The sequence below is a fragment of the Paraliomyxa miuraensis genome (genome assembly GCF_026337845.1).
Lineage (GTDB): Bacteria > Myxococcota_A > Polyangia > Nannocystales > Nannocystaceae > Paraliomyxa > Paraliomyxa miuraensis.
In genome coordinates this window covers 1-21489 of record NZ_JAOVZF010000159.1, presented here as the reverse complement: position 1 = coordinate 21489, position 21489 = coordinate 1, and the positions used below count along the sequence as shown (strand labels likewise).

Here is a 21489-nt window from a genome sequence, read left to right as displayed (position 1 = left end):
CCTACTTGGTCTTGGGCAGGCCGAGCACCCGCTCGCCCAAGATGTTGCGCTGGATCTCGTTGGAGCCCGCCGCGATGGTGAAGCCGTAGGAGTTCATGTAGGCCAGCGGCCAGCGACCCTCGGCCGGCGCGTGCTCGTCGGTGCGAACGAGCGTGCTGCCCATGCCCTCGATCTCGCAGGCCAGGCGCGCCGTGTCCTGCAGCATCTCGGACAGCACCAGCTTGTGCTGCAAGGGAAGCCGCTGCGGATGATCGACCAAGGCGGGCACCGAGGCCCGTCGCCGCGACTGCTCGAACGCGCGACGGCGCATCAGCAGCCGCACGATCCCGTCGCGGACCAGCGGGTCCTCGGCCGCCGGTCGCCCCCCTCGGCGGCTGCGCCATGCCAGCTCGACGAGCCCATCGGGCCCCAGCTCGTCGCCGCCCGAGCTTCCCGACGAGGGCGTGACCAGGGTACCCGCCCCGCGCTCGTGCATCAGGGTGGTCATGGCGACCGCCCACCCCCGGCCCACTTCGTCGAGCCGGCAGTCGTCGCCCACCACGAGATCCTCGAACAGCACCTCGTTGAACCCGGCCTCACCGGTCATCTTCACCAGCGGGCGAACCTCGACGCCCTTGCCCACCGCGGCCTTGATCGGCACCGCAAAGTAGGTGAGCCCGCGGTACTTGTCGGCCTTGTCGGTCCGGCACAGCAGGATCATCCACGTGGCGAAGTGCGCGAGGGTGGTCCATACCTTGTGCCCGTTGATGACCCACTGGTCACCGCGGCGCTCGGCATACGCCTGCACGTTGGCGAGGTCGGAGCCCGCCCCGGGCTCGCTGAACCCCTGGCACCAGATCTCGTCGCCGGACAGCAGGGGCGGCAAGAGCCTCTCCTTCTGCGCCTGGGTGCCGTGGTGCAAGATGGTGGGACCCGCCATGCCCAGACCCACCAGGTTGGGCAGGAACGGAGCACCGGCCGTCTGCAGCTCCTCGTTGGCGATGCGCTGGCAATCGCGTCGGCCCCGGCCGCCATACTCGCGGGGGTAGTCGCAGCCCACCAGCCCCGCCTGGTACGCCGACTTCTGCCATGCGCACAGGTACTCGAGCTGGGCCTCCGTGGAGATCTCGAGCGGCCCCTGCGGCAGGTGGAAGCTCGGCCGCGCCGGCATGTGCTCGCGCAACCACGCCCGGCACCACGCGCGAAAGGTCTCCTGTTCCGTGGTCTCCCGTGCCGCGTCGCGTGTGGACGCGCGGTCGACGTTCGAGGTTCCACCATCCATCGCCCTACTATCCCTCCCTCGACTTGCGCCCGTCCAGCCCCAACTTGCGCTCGTCCAGACCCAAGTGACGGCCGATGATCTCGGCCATGATCTCGTTGGTGCCTCCGAAGATCCGCGTGACTCGAGCATCGCGATACATGCGACAGATGCGGTACTCCTCCATGTAGCCCGCGCCGCCGTGGAGCTGCAGACAATCGTCGATGACACGCCCCTCGAGCTCGGTGGCCAGCATCTTGGCCGCGCTGGCCACCTCGGCCGTGAGCGTACCGGCATTGGCCAGCATCACGCAGTGGTCCACGTAGGCCTGCGTCGCGTCGATCTCGGCGCGCATGCGAGCCAGGCGAAAGCGCGGGTTCTGGAACGTCCCCACCGGCCGACCGAAGGCCCGGCGCTCCTTGACGAACGAGAGCGTGAGCTCGAACGCCACCTGGGCGTGCGCGATGGCTCCGATCGCGATCTGCAGGCGCTCGACCGCGAGCGCCTGGGCGAGGTAGCGAAACCCCTGCGTGGGATCGCCCAGCACGTTGGCCTTGGGCACCGCGACCTGATCGAAGAACATCTCGGCGGTGTCCTGAGCATCGAGGCCCATCTTGACGAGCTTGCGCCCGCGCTCGAACCCCGCCATGCCCGCCTCCACCACGAACAGGCCCATGGCATGCCGCGAGTCGGGGCTCGTGCGCGCGGCCACGATCACCAAGTCGGCGAGCAGCCCGTTGGAGATGTACGTCTTGGAGCCGTGGAGCACCCAGTGATCACCGCGCTCCTCGGCATGGGTCTGCATGCCCGCCAGATCCGAGCCGGCCGCGGGCTCGGACATCGCCACCGCCAGGATCGCCTCGCCGGCCGCCGCCGCGGGGAGCCAGCGCTGCTTCTGCTCGTCGGTCCCATGGTGGCCGATGTACGGGGCCACCACGCGCGAGTGCAGGGTGAGGCACAGGCCAGGGTCACCGTGCAGGTAGTTCTCCTCCTGCAGGATCTGCTCGTAGCGCATGTCGGTGATGCCCATGCCGCCGAGCTCCTCGGGCGCCCACATCAGCAGGTAGCCCTGCCGTCCCGCGGCGAGGAACGTCTCGCGATCGACCACGCCCTGCGAGCGCCAGCGCTCCACCTGGGGCGAGACCTCGGCGCGGAAGAACTTCCTTACCGAGTCGCGGAACAGCTCGTGCTCGGGCTCGAAGATGGTTCGCGGGGTCATGGGATCCGGTGCCCTCTTGGCCTGCTCATTCATGCCTCATGAATTTGCTGGTTGCCAACAAGTTTCTTGTTCGAGCATCATTCGGCGCTGGCTGGCCGAATGCTGGGCCCAGTGACGGGCCCCGAAGGACGGAGATGCCCGGGAGCCGGGGGCGCCGTGTGCCCTCGGGCCCTCTCGTGGGCCCTCCCGTGGGCCCTCCCGTGGGCCCCTCAGAGCGTCTTGAGGTACTCGATCACGGCGCGTCGCTCGTCCGCATCGAGGTGGTCGCCGAACGTGTGGCCCGTGTTCCAGTGGCCGACGATGGAGGTGTCGTAGACGTGCTTGCGCTCGTCGGCGGGCGCTCCGTCCTGGCCGTAGGGCAGCTCGATCCACGGCCACCCGCCCGCGTCCTCGTCGAAGTTGGTGCTGTCGTAGTCCTCGCGCTTCCAGTACTGCGGGCGCGCGGTGCTGTCGAGCACCAGTTCGAGCGTGGGCACCGAGGCGTTGTGGAAGTACGGGGCCGAGGCCCAGATGCCATCGAGCGGCGGCGCCACGTAGCCCGGCGTCGGCTCTCCGGTGGTGAGCTGTCCGATGTCGCCGTACCAGGAGTCGTTGAACCAGTCCTTGAACGGCCGCGCGTCGGCCTCGACCGCCAGGAGCGGATCGGTGCCGATCACGTCGACCGGCAGCAACAGGTTGGGATAGGTCTCGGCGCTGGGATCCGCCGAGTAGGTACCGTGACAGCACGAGCAGTCGCTCTCGAAGATCCCCTGCCCCTGTGCCGCGAGCTCCTCGTCGATCTGGAACGGGTAGCTCGGCGCCTCGATCGACTCGATGTAGGCCCTGATGTTGTTGAAGTACGAGAGGATGGCCTCGGCCTCGGGCACCGAGTCGGTGCACAGCGCGCTGGCGTAGATCATCGTGGAGCGGTGATCGCCGCGCGACATGCCGTTCCAGAACAACCCGGTCTTCTTCTTGGTGTGCCACCACGGCGGGGTGTCGACCGGCAGGACGACATCGGGGGGAGGAATCTGCGGCTCGTCGTACCACTCCAGGGTGTCGGCGTTGCGATGGGCGGAGAGCACCGCGGCCAGGCTGTCGGCCGAGTTGGTGCCCACCGTGTACATGCGGGTGTAGTCGCCGATCGCCTGATAGCGCTGCGCCATCCGGGTCATCTCCTCGAGGCCCGGCAGCGGGATGCCCGGGATCGGGATGTCGGCCATGAACCCGGCGATGTCCTCGGTGTAGTCGGCGTCGGCCTTGCCAAGGCCGAGGATGAGCTCGCCGTTGAACTCGCCGGCGTGGCACTCGAGGCAATTGAGCGACACGATCTCGGCCCCGCTGGCCGCGGTGTGCACGGTCCAGTTGTAGGGCACCCATGCGTTGGCACCCTCGCGGCCCGGCAGGGGATCACCCTGGGCGAACGCACCCAGGAGCGGCTGGGCGATGGGGAACAGTCCCACCGGGATCCCGCAGGTCACGTAGCCCTCGTTGAGCAGCGCGTAGTAGCCGGCGTCGGCATCTCCCGGGACCTGCTCGGTCGCGGCGATCGGGAAGCCCTGGCCGCAGGCCGTGGGAACGGGCGGCTCGCCGCTGCTCGAGTCGGCCGGTTCCGAGCCCGTCGAGTCGGCCGTGATCCCGGTGGTCAAGGTGACGTCGCCGCTGCTGCTGCCGTCGGTGCCCGCTTCGGTGGAGCCACCGCTCCCGACGCCGGTGGCATCGCCACCACAGCCGCCCAGCATTCCGATCAAGAAGAAGCGCCCCGCTCGCATTGTCTTCGAGTTCATACGATACCTCCCGCCGCTTCCCCTCCCTCAGGGGGAGGGCACCCGTAGTGCATATCCGAGGTGAGCACGAATCAGCTCGTAGAGCTCACTCACGGGAATCTCTGGATCGACGGCCCAGCGATACAGCAGACCGTCCACGACGCTGGCGAACAGCTCGGCGGCGATGCGGGCATCGACCATCGGCAGGATCTCGCCGTGGGTCTTGCCCTCCTCGATCCACCGCGCGAGCGCCCGCACGTGCGCCCGGTTGACCTTGGCCACGTTGGCCCGAAACTCGGCCCCCGGATCGATGCTGGAGTAGCGCAGCAAGTACATCGCACGCAGCTCTTCGGGCTCGTCGACGATGAACTGGTAGAGCGCATCGACCACGCGCTGCAGCGCGGTGACCCCGGTGGCTCGCCCCACCAGCGTGTTGACGCGGTTCACCCACTCGGCGGCCACGCTGTCGTGCACGTGGGCGAGCAGCCCGGCCTTCGACCCGAAGCGATGGGTGACCAGTCCCCGCGAGTAGCCCGAGCGCTCGCCGATGGCGGCCAGGGTGGTGCTGGCGATGCCCCGCTCCACCAACAAGCTCACTGCCGCTTCGGTCATCAGCTGCTCGGACAAGGCCGTGCGCTCCTCCTGGGTCCTTCGTTTTGCCTCCGCCGTCATCTACCCGAGCATTCCTCGAAATCGCTGCTTCTGGTCACCGACTGTCTTCCGTTTTTACTTGTTGATGACAAGTAAGTTATTTGGACCGCCGGGCGTCGTCAAGCCAATTCGGAGGGAGGGTGGAGAATTCATGGCGTTCGTGGGCGAATCGTGGGGTGCCCGTAGTGGCTCCTCGGGTCAGCTCACCGCCGGATCGCGCGCTCGCAGGACGTGCTTGGTGACCTTGCCGCCGGCGTTGCGGGGGAGCGCGTCCATCACGACCATGGCCTTGGGCTGCTTGAAGCGGGCGAGGCGATCGCCGAGGAACGTCCGCAGCGCATCGGTGTCGAGCTTCGACCCCGCGACCAGCACCACCGCCGCCACCGGGACCTCGCCCCACTTGTCGTCGGGACGCCCGTAGACGGCGACGTCGAGCACGTCGGGATGGGAGGCGATGGCGTTCTCGACCTCGGCGCAGTACACGTTCTCGCCGCCCGAGATGATCATGTCCTTCTTGCGATCGACCACCCACACGTAGCCCTCGTCGTCCTGGCGGACGAGGTCGCCCGAGTGGAACCACCCGCCTTCGAAGGCCTCGGCCGTCTCCTTGGGCTTGCGCCAGTACCCCTGCATGAGGGTCGGGCCGCGATAGATGATCTCGCCGACCTGCCCGCGAGGGACGTCGTTCATTTCGTCGTCGACGATGCGCACCTGGATCGTGGGGATCGGCAGGCCGACCGAGCCGAGCTTGCGCAGGGAGTCCTGACCCCGCAGCACGCAGGTGATCGGCGACATCTCGGTCTGCCCGAAGACCGCGACGTTCAGGGCGCCGGGAAAGGTCTCTTCCATCTGTCGCAAGAGGGTCTCCGAGGCGGGCGCCGCTCCCCAGCTGATGATCCGCAGCCTGCGGCCCTTCTCCCTGGCGTCGGGGTGGGCGCAGATCGCCTGCCACTGGGCGGGTACGTTGAACACGATGGTGGCCCCCTCCCGCTCGTAGGCGTCGAGGAGCACCCCGGCGTCGAAGCCCACCAGCGGGTGGATCACCGTGGGGATCCCCAGCATGAAGTTGGGCGCGATGGATCCCAGCCCGGCGATGTGGAACAGGGGGGCGGTCATGAACGCGACGTCGTCCTCCTTGAAGATCTCGTTCGCGCGAATGCAGGTGATGGCCTGCGCCCCCATGTTGATGTGGTCGAGCATCGCGCCCTTGGGTCGACCCGTGGTGCCCGACGTGTACATGATGAGGGCCGGCGTGCTCTCGGGGACGTCGGGCGCCTGCCACTGCCCCGGGTCCTCGGCCACGAGCGCGTCGAACGCTTCCATCCCCGATGACCCCTCCGGCGCGGTCCCGAGCACGATGACCCGCTTCAGCCGATCGGTGGCCTGACGAATGGCCGCGACGAATGGGACGAGCGGCTCGTCGACGATGAGGACGTCGGCGTCGGCGTCGTCGACGATGTAGGCGATCTCGGGCGGGGCCAGGCGCACGTTGATCGGCACGGCCATCGCTCCGAGGGTGTTGATGCCCATCACGGCCTCGATCACCTCGGTGCGGTTGAGGACCAGCATGAGCACCCGGTCCCCGAACCCCACGCCCCGTCGCTCGAGGGCCGCCGCGAACGCGGTGATCCGCTCGTGAGCCTGCTTCCAGGTCGTCGTGACGCCGCGGTGCCGAAACGCGGTGGCCTCGGGTCGCATGGCCGCGTGGCCGGCGATCTGGTTCATCCAATGGTTGCGGCGCTGGGCGGCGGGGATGATTCGCTGCTCGGTGGACATGGTCGCGTCACTCTCGGGGAGCATTGGGGGAGCCGGCCTGGTCGATTGCCAGGTTTTTCCGATTCCCCTTGGTCCTTTTACCGATCCTTTTTTAATACAACTTGTTGGCAGCAAGCAAGTCAATTTGGGGCGGGAGCGCGAGGCTTTCCGGTAAATGCCCGGTGAACGATGATTCGTGACGAATAACGCCGTTCAGGCCCCCACGTCCTTGGGCAGCACGGACGACTGGGTGGTGACGAGGTGCTCGCCGCTCCACACCACGACGCGGGCCCCTCCTGCCCGCCTGGCCTGCTCCAGCGCCGAGATGGCATGGGACAGCAGGGTCGTCAGATGCTCGGTGGCGCTCGACGAGGCCAGACCCGCGCTCAAGGTGAGCGCCACGGGCCCCGCCTGCGTGGGCACCGGCTCACCACCGAGCGCCTCGAGGAGCCGCTCGGTCAGCTGCCGGACCGAGGCCGGCTGGGCATCGGACAGCAGGAACACGAACTCGTCGCCGCGATACCGACCCGCCAGATCGAACCGCCACAGGTCCTCGGCGAGGCGCTGCCGCAGGCCGGCGAGGAGCTCGTCCTTCACCTCGTCGCCGTAGCGAGCGTCGAGCTCGCCAAAGCCGTCCACGCCCACCACCACGCACCACACGGGTCGTCGATCGCGACGCGAGCGCTGGAACTCGTCGTCGGCCAGCAGCAGGAACTGGCTGCGCTCGTACAGATCGACGCGCCGGCGGCCCCGCGCCATGGCGGCGACCTCCTCGCGGAGCTGGGTGCGCTCCTGCTCCGCGATGAACTGGCGCCGCTGCTGGATGTAGCGCTGTCGCTGCGCGGCCACCACGATGATCATGGTGCTCAGCAGGAAGAACTGATTGCTCAGGACCACGGAGGGATCGCGGACCTCGACCAGGCCCAGCACCAGGGGGGCCATGTAGAAGGCGTAGACGATCCCGTTGAGCAGCAGGGCCCGGCGCACGGTCCACAGGAACATGATGCCGAGGCTGAGCACCAACAGGTTCAGCCCGGCGTAGTAGCCCGACTCGTACCCTCCGGCCAGCCAGATGATGGCGGACATGCCCCATCCGGTCAGGATGTTGATCACCAGCGACAGGTCGTCGATGTGGCGCTCGACCAGCCGTGGGCGGCGCCGGCACAGCACGTGCACGGACAGGGCGGCACCGCCGATGCCCAGGCGGATGATCAGCGCGAGCAGGACGTGCTCGGGGACGAACATCCAGTCGAGGATCCAGAAGGCGAGCACCATGATCGTGCCCAGCCCCGACTCGAGCCGCAGCATCTCGGTGTTGTAGGCGTCGACGCTGGCCTTGAAGTCCTCGAAGCCGGTCAGCAGCGCGTCCATCGAGGGAAAGCGCTCGGAGGGGTCGCGCGACAGCCCGCGCATGACCACCTGGTGCACCCACCTGGGCACCTCGGTGCCGGAGGGCGGGGGCAGCGGCGCGCCCTTGGTGATGGCCCGGGAGAGCTTCGCGAACGTGCGCCCCGGAAACGGGCGACGGCCGTAGAGCGCCTCGTAGAGGGCCACGCAGAACCCGAACTGATCGCTACGGGCATCGGCCGCCTCGCCCTCGTGCTGCTCGGGGGACATGTACGCGGGCGTGCCCAGCACGAAGCCGGTCCTGGTCAGGCTGCGCTCCTCGTCGGCGTCGGGCGGATGGGAGTCGTGGGAGAGCTCGGGCTCCTCGCCCTCGAGCTGGCCTCCGTCGGCGTTCCAGCGGGCCAGGCCGAAGTCGAGCACCTTGACCCGCTGGTCCTTGCTCACCACCACGTTGTCGGGCTTGAAGTCGCGGTGCACGATGCCGGCCCGGTGGGCCGCGGCCAGCCCCTGCCCGGCCTGTCGGAAGATGTCGAGCACGTCGCGCCACGAGTGGGGCCCGGCCTCGAGCCACCGCCGCAGGGTCTGCCCCTCGACGTACTCCATGGCCACGAAGGTCTTGCCCTCGAACGTCCCCACCTCGTGCACCTGCACCACGTTGGGATGCGACAGGCGGGCCAACGCCCGCGCCTCTCGGATCATCCGCTCGTGGGCCTGATCGCCGTGGTCGCCTCGCGCGTGCAGGAGCTTGATCGCGACCTTGCGCCCGAGCTGGTCGTCGTGGGCCGCGTAGACGACCCCCATGCCCCCCTCGGCGATCTCGTGGAGCACGGTGAAGTGACCGATCTGCTGGAGGTCCCCCTCCTCGGTCAGGGTCCGGTCGTCGACGCCCGCCCCGTCCATGGCCACGGTCGGCCCTGCCACGGCGGCGCTGCGAACCATGACGGTCGGGACCTCCTCGCCGCGTGCGTCGTCCCGCGTACCGTCCGTGACCAAGAGCCGCTCCAATGCCGCGGCGTTGAGGACCATGACGGTCGGAACGTCCTCGTCGCGCCGGTCATCCCGGTACATTTCGTCTACCCCGCTCACCGCTCACACCAACCGTCACAGTGTCTCATCTGCAATGGGTCCGAAACAACAAAGATCGATCGCGGACGTGCAGGATCGACGGGTGCGCACGACGGTGCACGAGGACGAGTGTGCGCCCTCGACGGGCGATGCACTGACACGAGTCGGCGGTCGACTCGACTTCGTGGACACGGCCATCGAGACGCACCAGGAGCCCGCTGCTCGTCGTTCTCGACGTCGGTCCCCGGCCCGCGACCATCGGAACCAGGCGCGAGCACGTCGGGCTCGAGCGACGTTCCGATGAACGTCGCTCGAGCCGGCGTCGACGCCTTCTCGCGACCGGTCGCATGGCTCGAGTCGGCGGGACGAGGAGCTCGGCGACGAGCTCGTAATCTCCCTCGCAGGCCGCTCGAAGTGCGCTCGCATTCGGCTCGAGTGGTGCTGGTTTGCGAGCGTTCCGTGGTATCATCGGATGCACGCGAGGGGCTCGGGTGATCATCCGGCCGAGCCCCTCGAGGGACGGGCCACCGCTCGTCCGGTCCCCTCCACGACCCCCCCTTTGCCACGCCGAACGCGTGGACCGCTTGCCAGGAGCATCCATGGATCTGTCGATCCCTCCGTCGCTCGCTCCCACCCTCGCCAAGCTCCGCAGCCTCGTCGACGACCACCTGGTGCCGCTGGAGGCCGAGGTTCGCGAGGCGGGCTTTGGCGCCGTCGAGCCCCGGCTTCGCGAGCTTCGACGGCGCGCCCGCGCCGAGGGAATGTGGCTGCCCCAGATCGCCGCCGAGCACGGCGGGATGGGTCTGTCGGTGCTCGAGCACGGCCTGGTCACCGGGGTGCTCGGGCGCTCGCCGCTGGGGCTCTACGTGCTCAACTGCCAGGCTCCCGACGCCGGCAACATGGAGCTGCTGCTCGAGTTCGGCACTCCGATGCAGCGCGAACGCTGGCTGCGCCCGCTGCTCGACGGCGAGATCCGCAGCTGCTTCGGCATGACCGAGCCCGAGCACGCGGGCAGCAACCCGGTGTGGATGTCCACCCGCGCCCGTCGTGACGGCGACGACTGGGTGATCGACGGCCACAAGTGGTTCACCACCGCCGCCGATGGAGCCGCGTTCTGCATCGTGATGGCGGTGACCGATCCCGAGGCCGCGCCCCACGATCGCGCGAGCATGATCATCGTGCCCACCGACGCCAAGGGCTTCACGCTCGTGCGCAACATTCCCATCATGGGGGAGCCGGGCGACGGCTGGAACAGCCACTCCGAGCTTCGCCTCGAGGGCGTGCGGGTCCCCAACGACCACCTGCTGGGAGCGCCCGGCAAGGGCTTTGCGCTGGCGCAGGCGAGGCTCGGGCCGGGGCGCATCCACCACTGCATGCGCTGGCTGGGCCTGTGCGAGCGAGCGTTCGACCTCATGGCCCAGCGAGCCATCGAGCGCCGGCTGTCGCCCACCGAGCGCCTGGGCGACACGCAGACGGTCCAGCACTGGATTGCCGAGTCTCGCGCCGAGATCGACGCGGCGCGATGGTTGGTCCTGCACGCCGCGTGGCGCATCGACGAGGTCGGGGTCAAGGCCGCGCGCGAGGACATCTCGCTCATCAAGTTCCACACCGCGGGGGTGCTCCAGCGGGTGGTCGACCGCGCGATCCAGTGCCACGGCGCGCTGGGCATCACCGATGACACCGTGCTCTCGTGGATCTACCGCCACGAGCGAGGGGCTCGCATCTACGACGGGCCCGACGAGGTGCACAAGACGGTGGTGGCACGCAGGATCCTGCGCCGCTACGAGTCCGCGGGCAGCACGAAGGGGAGCGAGGCATGAGCAGCGACGCGCCCATCGACGGCAGCAAGCCCGTACGCGAGGGAGAGACGCTCGATCTGGCGGCGCTCGACGCCTACCTCGAGCAGCACCGACCCGAGCTGTCCGGCGAGCTGGTGATCGAGCAGTTCCCCAGCGGCTACTCCAATCTCACTTATCTGCTGCGCAAGGGCGACACCGAGCTGGTGCTGCGGCGGCCACCGTTCGCGGTGCAGGTCGCTTCGGGGCACGACATGAAGCGCGAGCATCGGGTGCTGGCGGCGCTGCAGGGGATCTACCCCAATGCGCCCGCACCCCTGCTGCTGTGCGAAGACCCCTCGGTGATCGGCGCCACGTTCTACGTGATGGAGCGGCGTCGGGGGATCATCCTGCGTCGAACCCTGCCCAAGGAGCTGAAGGGCGATGCGCCGATGCTTCGGCGCATGTGCGAGTCGCTCGTCGACGAGCTGGCGGCCCTGCACGCGGTCGATCTCGAGGCGGCGGGGCTGGAGGACTTCGGCCGGCCGCAGGGCTACGTGCGGCGCCAGGTCGAGGGTTGGATCGGCCGGTTCGAAAGGGCCAAGACCAGCGACGTCCCCGACATCGAGCGGCTCGGGGCCTGGCTGCACGAGCGGATCCCACCCGACGGCAAGCCCACGCTCGTTCACAACGACTTCAAGTTCGACAACGTGATGCTCGATCCGGCCGACCCCACGCGCATCGTGGCGGTGCTCGACTGGGAGCTGTGCACGGTGGGCGACCCGTTGATGGATCTGGGCACCGCGATCGGCTACTGGGTGCAGCAGGACGACGATCCGCGCTGGCAGGCGATGGCGTTCGGCCCCACGACCGCCCCCGGGGCCATGACCCGCCGCGAGCTGGTGGAGCGCTACGCCGAGCGGACCGGGACCGACGTATCGAACATGTTGTTCTACTACTGCTTCGCCATGCTCAAGCTCGCGGGCATCTTGCAGCAGATCTATTACCGGTGGAGCAAGGGCTACACCAAGGACCCGCGATTCGGGGCGCTCGACCAGATGGTCCTCGCGCTCGGGGCGACGGGCATGCGAGCGATCGAATCTGGACGATTTTGATGGCACGAGTCGTACCAGCTGGGTAGTGCGTAGGTAGAGCGTAGAGGATCCATGGAGCATCAACGACAATTCTTCATCGACGGGGCGTGGGTCGAGCCGCTCGGCTCGCGTCGCCTCGAGGTCATCAACCCCGCGAGCGAGGAGCCCATCGCGAGCATCGCCGTGGCCGAAGCCGAGGACGTCGACCGGGCCGTGAAGGCGGCCCGTCGCGCGTTCGAGAGCTTCTCCCGCACCAGCGTCGAGGAGCGGCTGGCGCTGCTCGATCGGATCATCGGGCAGTATCAGACGCGCATGGCCCAGATCGGCGCCGCGATCTCCCAGGAGATGGGCGCACCGATGGGCCTGGCCAAGGCCGTGCATGCCCCCTGCGGACTGGGCCACCTCGCGACGGCTCGTGGGGCGCTGGCGAGCTTCTCCGCGCGGGAGGAGCGTGGCCCGCACGTGGTGGTGCGCGAGCCGATCGGGGTGTGTGGGCTGATCACGCCGTGGAACTGGCCGCTCAATCAGATCGGCGCCAAGGTGGCGCCCGCGCTGGCGATGGGCTGCACGGTCGTGCTCAAGCCGTCGGAGCTCGCCCCGCTCAGCGCGCTGCTGTTCGCCGAGGTGCTGCACGAGGCCGGGGTTCCGCCGGGCGTGTTCAACCTCGTCAACGGCGACGGCCCGACGACGGGGGTGGCGATGTCCTCGCACCCCGACATCGACATGATCTCGATCACCGGCTCGACCCGCGCGGGGATCTCGGTCGCCGAGCATGCGGCCAAGACCATCAAGCGGGTGACGCAGGAGCTGGGCGGCAAGTCGCCCAACGTGCTGCTCGACGACGTGGACTTCGCCACGGTGGTCGCGCGCGACACGGGGCTGATGTGCATGAACTCGGGCCAGTCGTGCAACGCACCCTCGCGCATGCTGGTGCCCAGGGCACGCATGGCCGAGGCCGCGGCGATCGCCAAGGCCACGGCCGAGGCCATCACGGTCGGAGACCCCAGCGACGCGAGCACGCAGCTCGGCCCGGTCGCCGGGGCGGCGCAGTTCGACAAGATCCAGGGGCTCATCGCGGCCGGCATCGAGGAGGGTGCCACGCTCGAGTGTGGAGGCCTGGGTCGCCCCGAGGGGCTGTCGCGCGGCTACTACGTCAAGCCCACGATCTTCTCCAACGTTCGCAACGACATGCGGATCGCCCGTGAGGAGATCTTCGGCCCGGTGCTGTGCATCATCGCCTACGACGACGAGGACGACGCGATCCGCATCGCCAACGACACGCCCTATGGGCTGTGCGCCTACGTCAGCTCGGCCGATCGCGAGCGGGCGATCGCGCTGGCGGGTCGAATTCGGGCGGGCACAGTGCACATCAACGGGGCCAACGTCGACATCACGGTGCCGTTCGGCGGCTACAAGCAGTCGGGCAACGGGCGCGAGTTCGGCGAGTGGGGCTTGCACGAGTTCCTCGAGACCAAGTCGATCCTCGGCCATACCGCGAAGTGAGCGGGCGCCCGGGACCGCGGGCCGTGGATGTGCGTCAGAACATCTCGCGCATCCACGGCTGCGGTCCCGCCATGATCGCGCCAGCGAGCTCGAGCACCGGCGGCGGCCCCTGCCCGAGCCCGAGCTGGACGAGCGCATGGGGTGAGACGAAGCCGGAGCACCACGCGGCGAGGCCTCTCGCATCGAGCTGCAACCGGCCCGCGCCGCCTCGCACCAGGCGGCCGCGACCGCCCTCGACCTCGAGCTGCCACGCGCCCGCCTGCTCGGGCAGCACGGGGTCCTCGAGCCGCAGCTCCACGCGCCCCGCGACGCCGGGCGCGTAGCCACGCCCCTCGAGCATCGCGACCACGTCGGTCACCCGCATCAGCCAGTTCTCTTGCAGCCGCACGGCAAAGCGAGGGTCGGGATGGTGCAGGTACAGCGGGTCGTGCGGGGCGGTGGGCAGCTCGATGCAATCGACCATGGTGCCGAGGTCGCCCAGCGCGATCCAGATCCGCCGCCAGGCCCGGGGGGAGCGGGCACATGCGTCGGTCACCTCCACGCGGTGGCGATCGGCGCCGGGGTGCTTGCGGTAGTAGAGGTAGCCCGCGAGTCCATCGTCGTCGTCGAACAGCAGCCCGTGGGCACGAACGCCGAAGCGCTCGTCGCATAGCCGCGCCCAGACGTACGGGCCGCGATCGAGGAAGCCCTCGTGGTGACCGGCCACGCTTCGGTAGAGCGCCTGCACGGCGGGAAGATCATCGGGCGTGGCCTGGCGCGCGCGCAGCGGTGGTGTGGGCTCGCGGAACGAAGGAGCCAGCAGCGGCAGGAGCTCGGCGAGGTGGCGCGAGCCGGCGCACTCGTAGCCCACGCGGCGGTAGAGCGACGCCGTGGAGGCATACAGGCTCGACGCCGCGACCCCACCCGCGCGGATCTCGTGCAGCGCACGACCCATCAGCGCGGTGGCCATGCCGCGGCGCATCCAGTCGCTGCGGACGGCGACGCCCACGATGCCGACGATCGGGAGCGAGCGCCCGCCGAAGATCTGCCCCATGGGCACCAGGCCCAGGCATGCGCGCACGCCATCGGGGCCCCGCAGCACCCGGAGCTGGTCGTAGCCCAGCCGCTCGAGCCAGCCCACCATGCCCGCGGGCGTGGTGGCGAACGCATGGCCCATGATCTCGGACAGGACCTCGCGCTCGGCCTCGTGGGCGGCACCGTAGTCGAGGTCGTCGGCGGGCATGGCCCACGATATCGCATGCGGCCGGAGGCGGCCTATGATCGCGCTCGCGATGACCGATCCCACGGGCCTTGCCTCGCTCTCACGGGGCTTTCGCGACCGCATCCTCGACCACGACGCGCTGACCGAGCAGGTGAACGCGTGGGCCGACGCCTACCCCGAGCTCTGCGAGCTGCGCTCGCTGGGGCGCACCCCCCAGGGGCGCGAGCTGTGGCTGCTGCTCATCGGCCCGGAGCCCGGGCGCGAGCGGCCGAGCGCGTGGGTCGACGCCAACATGCATGCGTCCGAGCTGGCCGGCAGCTCGGTGGCGCTGGCGATCGCCGAGGACGCGCTGCGGCTGCACCTGCAGGCCTCGGCCGCCGTGCACGGGCTGCCGCCGCATCTTTGCGAGGTGATCCGCGAGGTTCGCCTGATGGTGCTGCCGCGCATGTCGCCCGACGGAGCCGAGGAGGTGCTGCGAACCGGTCGCTTCATTCGCTCGGTGCCTCGCGACGAGCGACCGCAGCGCTCGCCTCGCTGGCGCAGCCACGATCTCGACGGCGACGGCCTGGCGCTGCTGCTGCGGCGGCGCGATCCCACCGGGGAGTTCGTGGAGTCGACCGAGATCCCCGGGCTCATGCTGCCTCGCGAGCTCGACGACGTCGGCCCGTTCTACAAGATCTGGCCCGAGGGCAGCATCGAGGGCTTCGACGGTCGGACGGTGCCCACGCCCACGATGACCGGCGACAACAGCCCCGACCTGAACCGCAACTTTCCCTACGACTGGGCGCCCGAGCACGTGCAGGCGGGCGCGGGTCCGTTTGCGCTGTCCGAGCCCGAGTCGCGCGCGGTGGTCGACTTCGTGGCGGCGCATCCCACGATCTTCGCATGGCTCGATCTGCACACCTACGGCGGGGTGCTCATTCGACCGCTGGGAACCCAGCCCGACAACAAGATGCATCCCGGGGATCTCGCGATCTGGCGCGAGCTCGAGGCGTTCATGGAGCCGCTGACCGGGTATCCGATGGTCAGCGGGTTCACCGACTTCACCTACGAGCCCGACACGCCGCTGCACGGAGACCTGACCGAGTTCGCCTATCACTCGCGCGGGGCGCTGGCCTACGTGTGCGAGCTGTGGGATCTGTTCCGCGTGCTGGAGATGCCGCGTCCGCCTCGCTTCGTGGACCACTACGGCCGCTTCGATCGGGAGCTGCTGCATCGGCTGGCGCGATGGGACGCAAGCGAGAACGGGTCGCGGGTGTTTCGACCGTGGGTACCGGTGGAGCACCCGCAGCTCGGGCCGGTGGAGGTGGGGGGCATGGACATTCGCTTCGGCGTTCGCAACCCGCCGCCCGAGCGGCTGCCGCGGCTGTGCGAGCAGCAGACGGCGGCGTTCTTGCGGCTGGTCGCGATGGCACCGCGGCTTTGGGCCTCGGAGCTGCGGGTGACGGCGCTGGCCAAGGGGCTGTGGCAGCTCGAGCTGCAGGTCGACAACCGCGGCTACCTGGCGACGTACGTGGTGCCGTCGTCGAAGGCTCACGAGTGGAACGAGCCGCTGCGAGCCGAGGTCGCGGTGGACGGGGGGGCGACGCTGGTGGACGAAGCGGAGGGGCTGCGGGCGCTGGGGCACCTCGAGGGCTGGGGGCGCGGGCGGGGCATGACGCTGGGCAGCCCCGGCTTTCCGCGGGGGAGCGGCAGCGTGAGCACGAGGATGCTGCGCTGGGTGGTGCGGGGTGCGGGGCGAGTGACGGTGCGGGTGGGGAGCTGCCGGGTGGGGTGGATCGAGCGGAGCGTGGAGCTGGGCGGGGCGCAGTAGAATGGGAACGGGACGAGCGGAGCAGCGTCGGGCCTCGATGCCGAGCGATTGCTCGACTCGTTCGTCGAGTTCTGGCGACAGCACGGCGAGCCGCTGTTGGCCGCGGCGCCCTACCACGAGATCGCGCCGCACCTGGTGACCATGGCGTTCCTGCATCGCGTGGTCAACGGTGGGGGGTCGATCGAGCGGGAGTATGCGATCGGGTCCGGGAGGATGGATCTGCTGCTGCGGTACGGGGACGAGCGCGTGGCGATCGAGATCAAGGTGTGGCGCGACAAGGAGGCCGATCCGATCGCGAAGGGGCTCGAGCAGCTCGATGGATACCTGTGCGGGCTCGGGCTCGATCGGGGGTGGCTGGTGATCTTCGACCGGCGTAGCAATGCAGGGAGGCTTGCGGGGCGAGTGAGGGTCGAGCGGGTGGAGTCGCCTGGAGGACGGGCGATTGCGGTGGTGCGGGGGTGAAGGGCGTGCGGGGGTGAATCACGGGGCTGTCGGCGTTCATCCGGGACTCGGAGTCGCCGGGGTATGCTCGCGCCCGTGACGGACGAGGACACGCGCACGCGGCTCGAGGCGCTCGACGGGGATCCCGAGGCGTTCTCGGCCTGGATCGAGGCGCTGATCGAGCAAAGCGATCGACGGCTGCCCGAGGTCGCGCGCTGGGCCGCCGAGCGGGGGGACATCGAGCTCCTCATGATCCTGATGGACGACTACGTGGTGCACTGCGAGATGCGGACGGTCGCTGCGATCCGCGAGGCGCTGCCGACCCTGGGCGAGGCGATCACGGCGCGCGTGCGTACGATGCTCGACCACGAGGCGTCGGAGGAGCGGCGCGCGGGGGCGCTCTTTGCCGGGCTGCTCGGGCTCGAAGCGCTCGCGCCACGGCTCATCGAGGCGCTCGAGGATCGGTACTTCCTCACCCGCATGGAGGCCGCCACGGCGCTCGGCAAGCTCCGGCACCGGCCAGCGGTGCCGGAGCTCCGCCGCTCGCTCCGCGACGAGGACATCCTCACCCGGATCGCGGCGATCGAGGCGCTCACGCTGATCCCCGACCCGGAGCTGAAGACGGCCTACACCGGCCGCTTCGTCGACGACCCGCCCGAGTACCACTACGGAGCGCTCGACGACGCGAGCCCGCGCGCACGGGCGGATGCGATCCGCCTTCTTCGTCGCCACCGGCCGACCTGTGCTCGTGAGGTGCTCGTCGAGTACGTCGCGACGTTCGAGGAGATGGAGGCGGAGGCCAAGGCGGAAGATGGTGAGATCACGGCGGAGGATCGCGAGGTCGTGATGCTCGCGAGGCAGGTGCTCGCCGAGCTCGACGATGGGTGAAGTGGTCTGCGATGTGGCGCCGTGCCAGAGGTCATCCCGAACACGACCGGATTCATCCTGCCGTATTGCCAGGCAGCGTCGGGTGTCAGCCCGGGAGCGTGGCAATGCTCGTGCCGGTTGCGGCACGACTCAGGGCGCCGGGGCGGCGTGCGTCCAGTCGGTCCAGCCCATGTTCTTGCCCGACGACGCGACCTCGGGCGCGGGCAGGGTGGTCCCGTAGTAGTGGTTGACCAGGTGCATCTGCCAGGTGTCGTCCCCCGCGGCGGGGTAGGAGGCCTGCTGGTCGAGCCACAGGTAGGCGCGGAGCAGGGCTTGGTCTTCCCAGTTCCATACGTCATGGCCGCGGCGATGCAGGATCACCGCCTGAGCGATCGCACCCTGGAGGGCCTCGTAGACGTAGTTCTCCTGGGGAGGCGGCCAGGCGAAGGGACCGCCCCGGCGCTGGTCGTCGGGCAGCACGCCATCGACGTTCTCTCCCATGATGGTGGCCCCCACGGGGTTGATCCCCACCGGGTTGCTCGGATCGCTCTGCCACCACAAGTCGCCGTAGGCGAAGCCGGCATACGTCTGGCGATCACCGAGCCAGCCGTGGAAGACATCGGCGCAGCGGTCCATCTCCGCTTGATCGCCGAGATAGACCGCCACCGCCACTCGGCTCGCGCCCGCGTGGGTGCCCCAATTGTTGGGGCGATCCTCGTGGGTCGTGACCAGCGTGCGGCCTTCGAGGTCCTCGTGGATCACGTCCGCCAGCCATGCTCGAAACATCGCGTCATCGGCGTCCGACAGGCCCACCAGGTCGGCCGCCACCACGTAGGCCAACAGCTCGCGACCCAGCGCGAGGGTGCGACCGCCGTTCTCGGTCTCCATCGCCGCCATCACCGAGGCCCGCACCTCGTCGCACAGTGCCCCGTCGTCGAGCCGCACGCACACCAGCGCCTTGGCCAGGACCATCACGTTGTCGTCCTGATCCTGATCGCTGAGGTTCGGCACCCCGGGGCCCTGCATCGCCACCGCGAGCAGCTCGTCCCATGCGGCACCGGAGGTCGGGAGCGCCATGACCTCTTCGATCGAGATCCAGATCCCACCCGTCCCGAGGGGCGGCTCGCCCGTGGTGGTCGTGTCGTCTACGCCTTCGGAGCCGCCATCGGTCGTGGGGTTCCCTGCCACGGTCGTGCCGTCGGAGCCGGTCGTCGTGCCCGAGCCCGGCTCGTCCGTCGTCTCGTCCGATCCGGTCGAGCCCGGCCCGGTGGTCTCGCCACCGGGCGCGCCGCAGGCCAACGCCAGCATCCCCGCAAGTCCACCCCACCGCATGGTTGCCGCCCAGCGCTGCATGCGACCATCATCGCACCCTTCGACGCCCGGATGCGAGCCCGCGGGTCATGCCCTGCAACAATCTCCCCGATTCGATGTGCCTCGGTTTCTGATCTCGGGCTCGACCACCGCCGATGGTGCGGCATGCTGCGCCCTCGAGCGCGTCGCTTGGTTGCTCGTGGTCCGTGATCCTCGACCGTAGGCTGGCGAGCGCCCCGTGGCAGGGTCGCGTCGGCCAAGATCCCCATAGCCCTGCCGCCGCTGCTCCGTCTTGGACGACCACGACCGCCCCGTCGCGCGCGCAATCGCTGGGCACCTCGCCCACCGATTGCGCGGCTTGCCCAAGCGCTGGGCCATTCGATCCGCGAATCCGAGCCTGCTCGATGGTCGTCGGGATCCGAGTGCCCCATCGTAGGACGCACGACGGACGCGAAGCGGGAGATGGACGGAAGAGCACACCTCATGGCACACCCCTTGCCTCGTGTTTCGATGTGATCGGAACATACATTCAACCCCTCGTTCGTCCCTGGCTCCGCTCGCTCGCGCTCACATCGGCGTCGATGCTCGCATTCGGCTGTGGTGCAGGTGACGATCGGGAGGAAGACTACGAGCTCCGAATGATGGCGAGCTCGAGCTACGGCTCGACCAGCTACGGCTCCACAGGCTACAGCTCCACGGGCTACGGCTCCACAGGCTACGGCTCGACCAGCTACGGCTACGGCTCCACAGGCTACGGCTACGGCTCCACCAGCTCGGGAGATCCCGGGGATGGCTCGTCCACGGGCGCCGACCTCGGGGGACAGTGCGTGCCGGTCTGCGACGAACCCCCGGAAGAGTGCTGCGTGCCCGCGTGCGCGAGCGAGGTCGGACCCGTCTCTGGTGATCCCACCAACTTCAATTGTCCCGTGGCCGGCATGGAGTACAACTGCGGTCTCCCGGGCACCGATCTGTTCGATTGCGATGACTTTGCCTATGCGTGCGAGATGTGGGGTCGCAACAACGGCTACAACATCTGCCAGTACTACATGTCGTATACGAAGCCGGACGGGAGCACGGCGGCCCACCAGATCAACATCGTAGAGTTCGAATACTCGACGCCGGGGATGCAGAAGTACTGTCTCATCGAGCCGCAGAGCAACAGCTCCTACGCATGCTGGATCCAACCCGAGGGCGGCGATCCCAGCCCGCCGGGATGGGCCAGGACTCAGGCCTGCGAGGCGATGGGTGGAGCCGGGACCACGTGCAACAGCCACGACGTCCAGTGCGACGCCGCTCCCACCCCCAATGCCGGCGAGGTCTGCTTCAACACCCTCCCCGCCGTCTGCTCGATGTTCCGCAACGAGACGGGGCTGTGCCCCTACACGTTCGAGCCGGATCACGACTGTAGCGACACCGATGCTGCCGGCGATCCCTGCTACTGGAGCTGCGCGGACGACGAGGTCTGCGGGGCTGCCTGCAACCAGTGCGATCCGGCACCGGGCGGCAGCACGGGGGAGATGTACGAGTCCTGCGCGAGCATCGATGGCGAGAACCTGAACTGCTTTTGGGAGTGCTACGACGGGCAGAGCTGCGGCGCCGACTGCTACCAATGCGTGTAGCGGCGTCGCATCCCCCCTTGGGGCTCGGGCGGGGGCTCCCGCCGCAAGCCCCAACGCCGCCGCCCCGAGAGTGCCGACGACCTCACGACCGAGCCCGCTGCCCCGGAGCCCGACGACCCCGCGGGGCACCGCGAGGACCTCGAGCTGGTCGCTCGCTGATCGACGCTTGGTCGCTGATCGACCCCTCCCGACGTTGCTCCCCCGAGGCCGGTGACCCATCCGATGGGTTCACCGGCTTCGATTCATCGACGGGGGACCCATCCGATGGGGCCACCGGCCAGGATTCATACACCGGCGACCCATCCGAGGGGTCGTCACCGCGCGATTGCATGCGCCCGCACCCCGTCGGATGGGGGCCCTCGGCTTCGTGCCACACGCACGGCACCCATCCGATGGGTCTGCCATGCATCTCGCGAGCCCAGGGCACCCATCCAATGGGTCTGGCCGTGCATCTCGCGAGCAACCAGTCGCCCGCCATGGTCGCGCACATCACGCCAAATGGGACATCGATGTCCCATTTGGCGTGATGTGCGCGGCTCCCGGTCACCCAACTCGCCAGGGTGCTTCGAGCTGCCGTTTTCCGAGGCGGTCCCGGCGTTCGAGACGGAGTACTTCAAGCGGCTGATGGTGGACGCGGGTGGGAACCTCCAGCGAGGCGGCGCGGCGGTCTGGGTTCACCCGCAGGGTGGAATTGGCCACGCCACCGAGCTCGAAGAGCGCAGCGGCGTGACCGTGTCCAGCGGCCGTGGAACAACCGCTAGACCTGAACCAAGCGCTCGAAAAGCACAATAGGCGGGATTTCACCTGAAGGGCCGGTTGTTGAGGGGTTTGCGTCAGGCAAACGCG

At 69.0% G+C, this 21489-nt stretch carries 15 protein-coding genes; 7 read left to right on the top strand and 8 right to left on the bottom strand.

The genetic code is table 11. From position 1 onward, the window contains the following. Position 1: 1 nt before the first annotated feature. From OEB96_RS31405 to OEB96_RS31380, 6 genes are all read right to left on the bottom strand, one after another. The gene (locus OEB96_RS31405) at positions 2-1261 is read right to left on the bottom strand and encodes an acyl-CoA dehydrogenase family protein (protein ID WP_266220499.1); all 1260 of its coding nucleotides are present in this window, start codon (positions 1259-1261) and stop codon (positions 2-4) included. A 7-nt stretch (positions 1262-1268) separates the two neighbouring features. Then, complete coding sequence (locus tag OEB96_RS31400; protein WP_266220498.1) at positions 1269-2456, bottom strand: acyl-CoA dehydrogenase family protein; 1188 nt, start codon at positions 2454-2456, stop codon at positions 1269-1271. Between the two features lie 209 nt (positions 2457-2665). After that, positions 2666-4222, bottom strand: coding sequence for a c-type cytochrome (locus OEB96_RS31395; RefSeq protein WP_266220497.1), 1557 nt, complete (start codon positions 4220-4222; stop codon positions 2666-2668). A 27-nt stretch (positions 4223-4249) separates the two neighbouring features. Continuing rightward, the gene (locus tag OEB96_RS31390; RefSeq protein WP_266220496.1) at positions 4250-4873 is read right to left on the bottom strand and encodes a TetR/AcrR family transcriptional regulator; all 624 of its coding nucleotides are present in this window, start codon (positions 4871-4873) and stop codon (positions 4250-4252) included. Between the two features lie 177 nt (positions 4874-5050). Further along, on the bottom strand, positions 5051-6628 hold the full coding sequence (gene fadD5 / locus OEB96_RS31385; protein WP_266220495.1) for a fatty-acid--CoA ligase FadD5: 1578 nt from the start codon (positions 6626-6628) through the stop codon (positions 5051-5053). Between the two features lie 192 nt (positions 6629-6820). After that, positions 6821-8980: a protein kinase domain-containing protein gene (locus OEB96_RS31380; protein WP_266220494.1), complete on the bottom strand. Its 2160-nt coding sequence runs from the start codon at positions 8978-8980 to the stop codon at positions 6821-6823. A gap of 638 nt (positions 8981-9618) precedes the next feature. Between OEB96_RS31380 and OEB96_RS31375 the strand changes: the two genes are divergently transcribed. The 3 genes from OEB96_RS31375 to OEB96_RS31365 are packed head-to-tail and all read left to right on the top strand — an operon-like array spanning position 9619 to position 13391. Then, positions 9619-10839: an acyl-CoA dehydrogenase family protein gene (locus OEB96_RS31375; protein ID WP_266220493.1), complete on the top strand. Its 1221-nt coding sequence runs from the start codon at positions 9619-9621 to the stop codon at positions 10837-10839. Continuing rightward, positions 10836-11909: a phosphotransferase family protein gene (locus tag OEB96_RS31370; protein WP_266220492.1), complete on the top strand. Its 1074-nt coding sequence runs from the start codon at positions 10836-10838 to the stop codon at positions 11907-11909. The genes OEB96_RS31375 and OEB96_RS31370 overlap by 4 nt, the downstream gene beginning before the upstream one ends. A gap of 51 nt (positions 11910-11960) precedes the next feature. Next, positions 11961-13391, top strand: a complete 1431-nt coding sequence (locus OEB96_RS31365) for an aldehyde dehydrogenase family protein (RefSeq protein ID WP_266220491.1) — start codon at positions 11961-11963, stop codon at positions 13389-13391. Between the two features lie 34 nt (positions 13392-13425). On the opposite strand, the gene OEB96_RS31360 is transcribed toward OEB96_RS31365, so the two are convergent. After that, positions 13426-14613, bottom strand: a complete 1188-nt coding sequence (locus OEB96_RS31360; protein WP_266220490.1) for a GNAT family N-acetyltransferase — start codon at positions 14611-14613, stop codon at positions 13426-13428. Between the two features lie 49 nt (positions 14614-14662). Between OEB96_RS31360 and OEB96_RS31355 the strand changes: the two genes are divergently transcribed. From OEB96_RS31355 to OEB96_RS31345, 3 genes are all read left to right on the top strand, one after another. Then, the gene (locus OEB96_RS31355; RefSeq protein WP_266220489.1) at positions 14663-16405 is read left to right on the top strand and encodes a M14 family metallopeptidase; all 1743 of its coding nucleotides are present in this window, start codon (positions 14663-14665) and stop codon (positions 16403-16405) included. 48 nt (positions 16406-16453) lie between these two features. Further along, positions 16454-16867, top strand: a complete 414-nt coding sequence (locus tag OEB96_RS31350; RefSeq protein WP_266220488.1) for a PDDEXK family nuclease — start codon at positions 16454-16456, stop codon at positions 16865-16867. A gap of 75 nt (positions 16868-16942) precedes the next feature. Beyond that, the gene (locus tag OEB96_RS31345; RefSeq protein WP_266220487.1) at positions 16943-17734 is read left to right on the top strand and encodes a HEAT repeat domain-containing protein; all 792 of its coding nucleotides are present in this window, start codon (positions 16943-16945) and stop codon (positions 17732-17734) included. A gap of 129 nt (positions 17735-17863) precedes the next feature. On the opposite strand, the gene OEB96_RS31340 is transcribed toward OEB96_RS31345, so the two are convergent. Next, entirely contained in the window at positions 17864-19066 is a 1203-nt protein-coding gene (locus OEB96_RS31340) for an alginate lyase family protein (RefSeq protein WP_266220486.1), read from the bottom strand. Positions 19067-19605: 539 nt separating this feature from the next. Between OEB96_RS31340 and OEB96_RS31335 the strand changes: the two genes are divergently transcribed. Then, on the top strand, positions 19606-20643 hold the full coding sequence (locus OEB96_RS31335) for a hypothetical protein (protein WP_266220485.1): 1038 nt from the start codon (positions 19606-19608) through the stop codon (positions 20641-20643). Positions 20644-21489 lie beyond the last annotated feature (846 nt).

Coding starts and splice junctions, on each gene's coding strand:
- OEB96_RS31355 (WP_266220489.1), top strand. CDS start 14,663: ATGACCGATCCCACGGGCCTTGCCTCGCTCTCACGGGGCTTTCGCGAC.
- OEB96_RS31395 (WP_266220497.1), bottom strand. CDS start 4,222: ATGAACTCGAAGACAATGCGAGCGGGGCGCTTCTTCTTGATCGGAATG.
- OEB96_RS31360 (WP_266220490.1), bottom strand. CDS start 14,613: ATGCCCGCCGACGACCTCGACTACGGTGCCGCCCACGAGGCCGAGCGC.
- OEB96_RS31380 (WP_266220494.1), bottom strand. CDS start 8,980: ATGGTCCTCAACGCCGCGGCATTGGAGCGGCTCTTGGTCACGGACGGT.
- OEB96_RS31370 (WP_266220492.1), top strand. CDS start 10,836: ATGAGCAGCGACGCGCCCATCGACGGCAGCAAGCCCGTACGCGAGGGA.
- OEB96_RS31365 (WP_266220491.1), top strand. CDS start 11,961: ATGGAGCATCAACGACAATTCTTCATCGACGGGGCGTGGGTCGAGCCG.
- OEB96_RS31390 (WP_266220496.1), bottom strand. CDS start 4,873: ATGACGGCGGAGGCAAAACGAAGGACCCAGGAGGAGCGCACGGCCTTG.
- OEB96_RS31340 (WP_266220486.1), bottom strand. CDS start 19,066: ATGCAGCGCTGGGCGGCAACCATGCGGTGGGGTGGACTTGCGGGGATG.
- fadD5 (WP_266220495.1), bottom strand. CDS start 6,628: ATGTCCACCGAGCAGCGAATCATCCCCGCCGCCCAGCGCCGCAACCAT.
- OEB96_RS31375 (WP_266220493.1), top strand. CDS start 9,619: ATGGATCTGTCGATCCCTCCGTCGCTCGCTCCCACCCTCGCCAAGCTC.
- OEB96_RS31400 (WP_266220498.1), bottom strand. CDS start 2,456: ATGACCCCGCGAACCATCTTCGAGCCCGAGCACGAGCTGTTCCGCGAC.
- OEB96_RS31405 (WP_266220499.1), bottom strand. CDS start 1,261: ATGGATGGTGGAACCTCGAACGTCGACCGCGCGTCCACACGCGACGCG.
- OEB96_RS31335 (WP_266220485.1), top strand. CDS start 19,606: ATGCTCGCATTCGGCTGTGGTGCAGGTGACGATCGGGAGGAAGACTAC.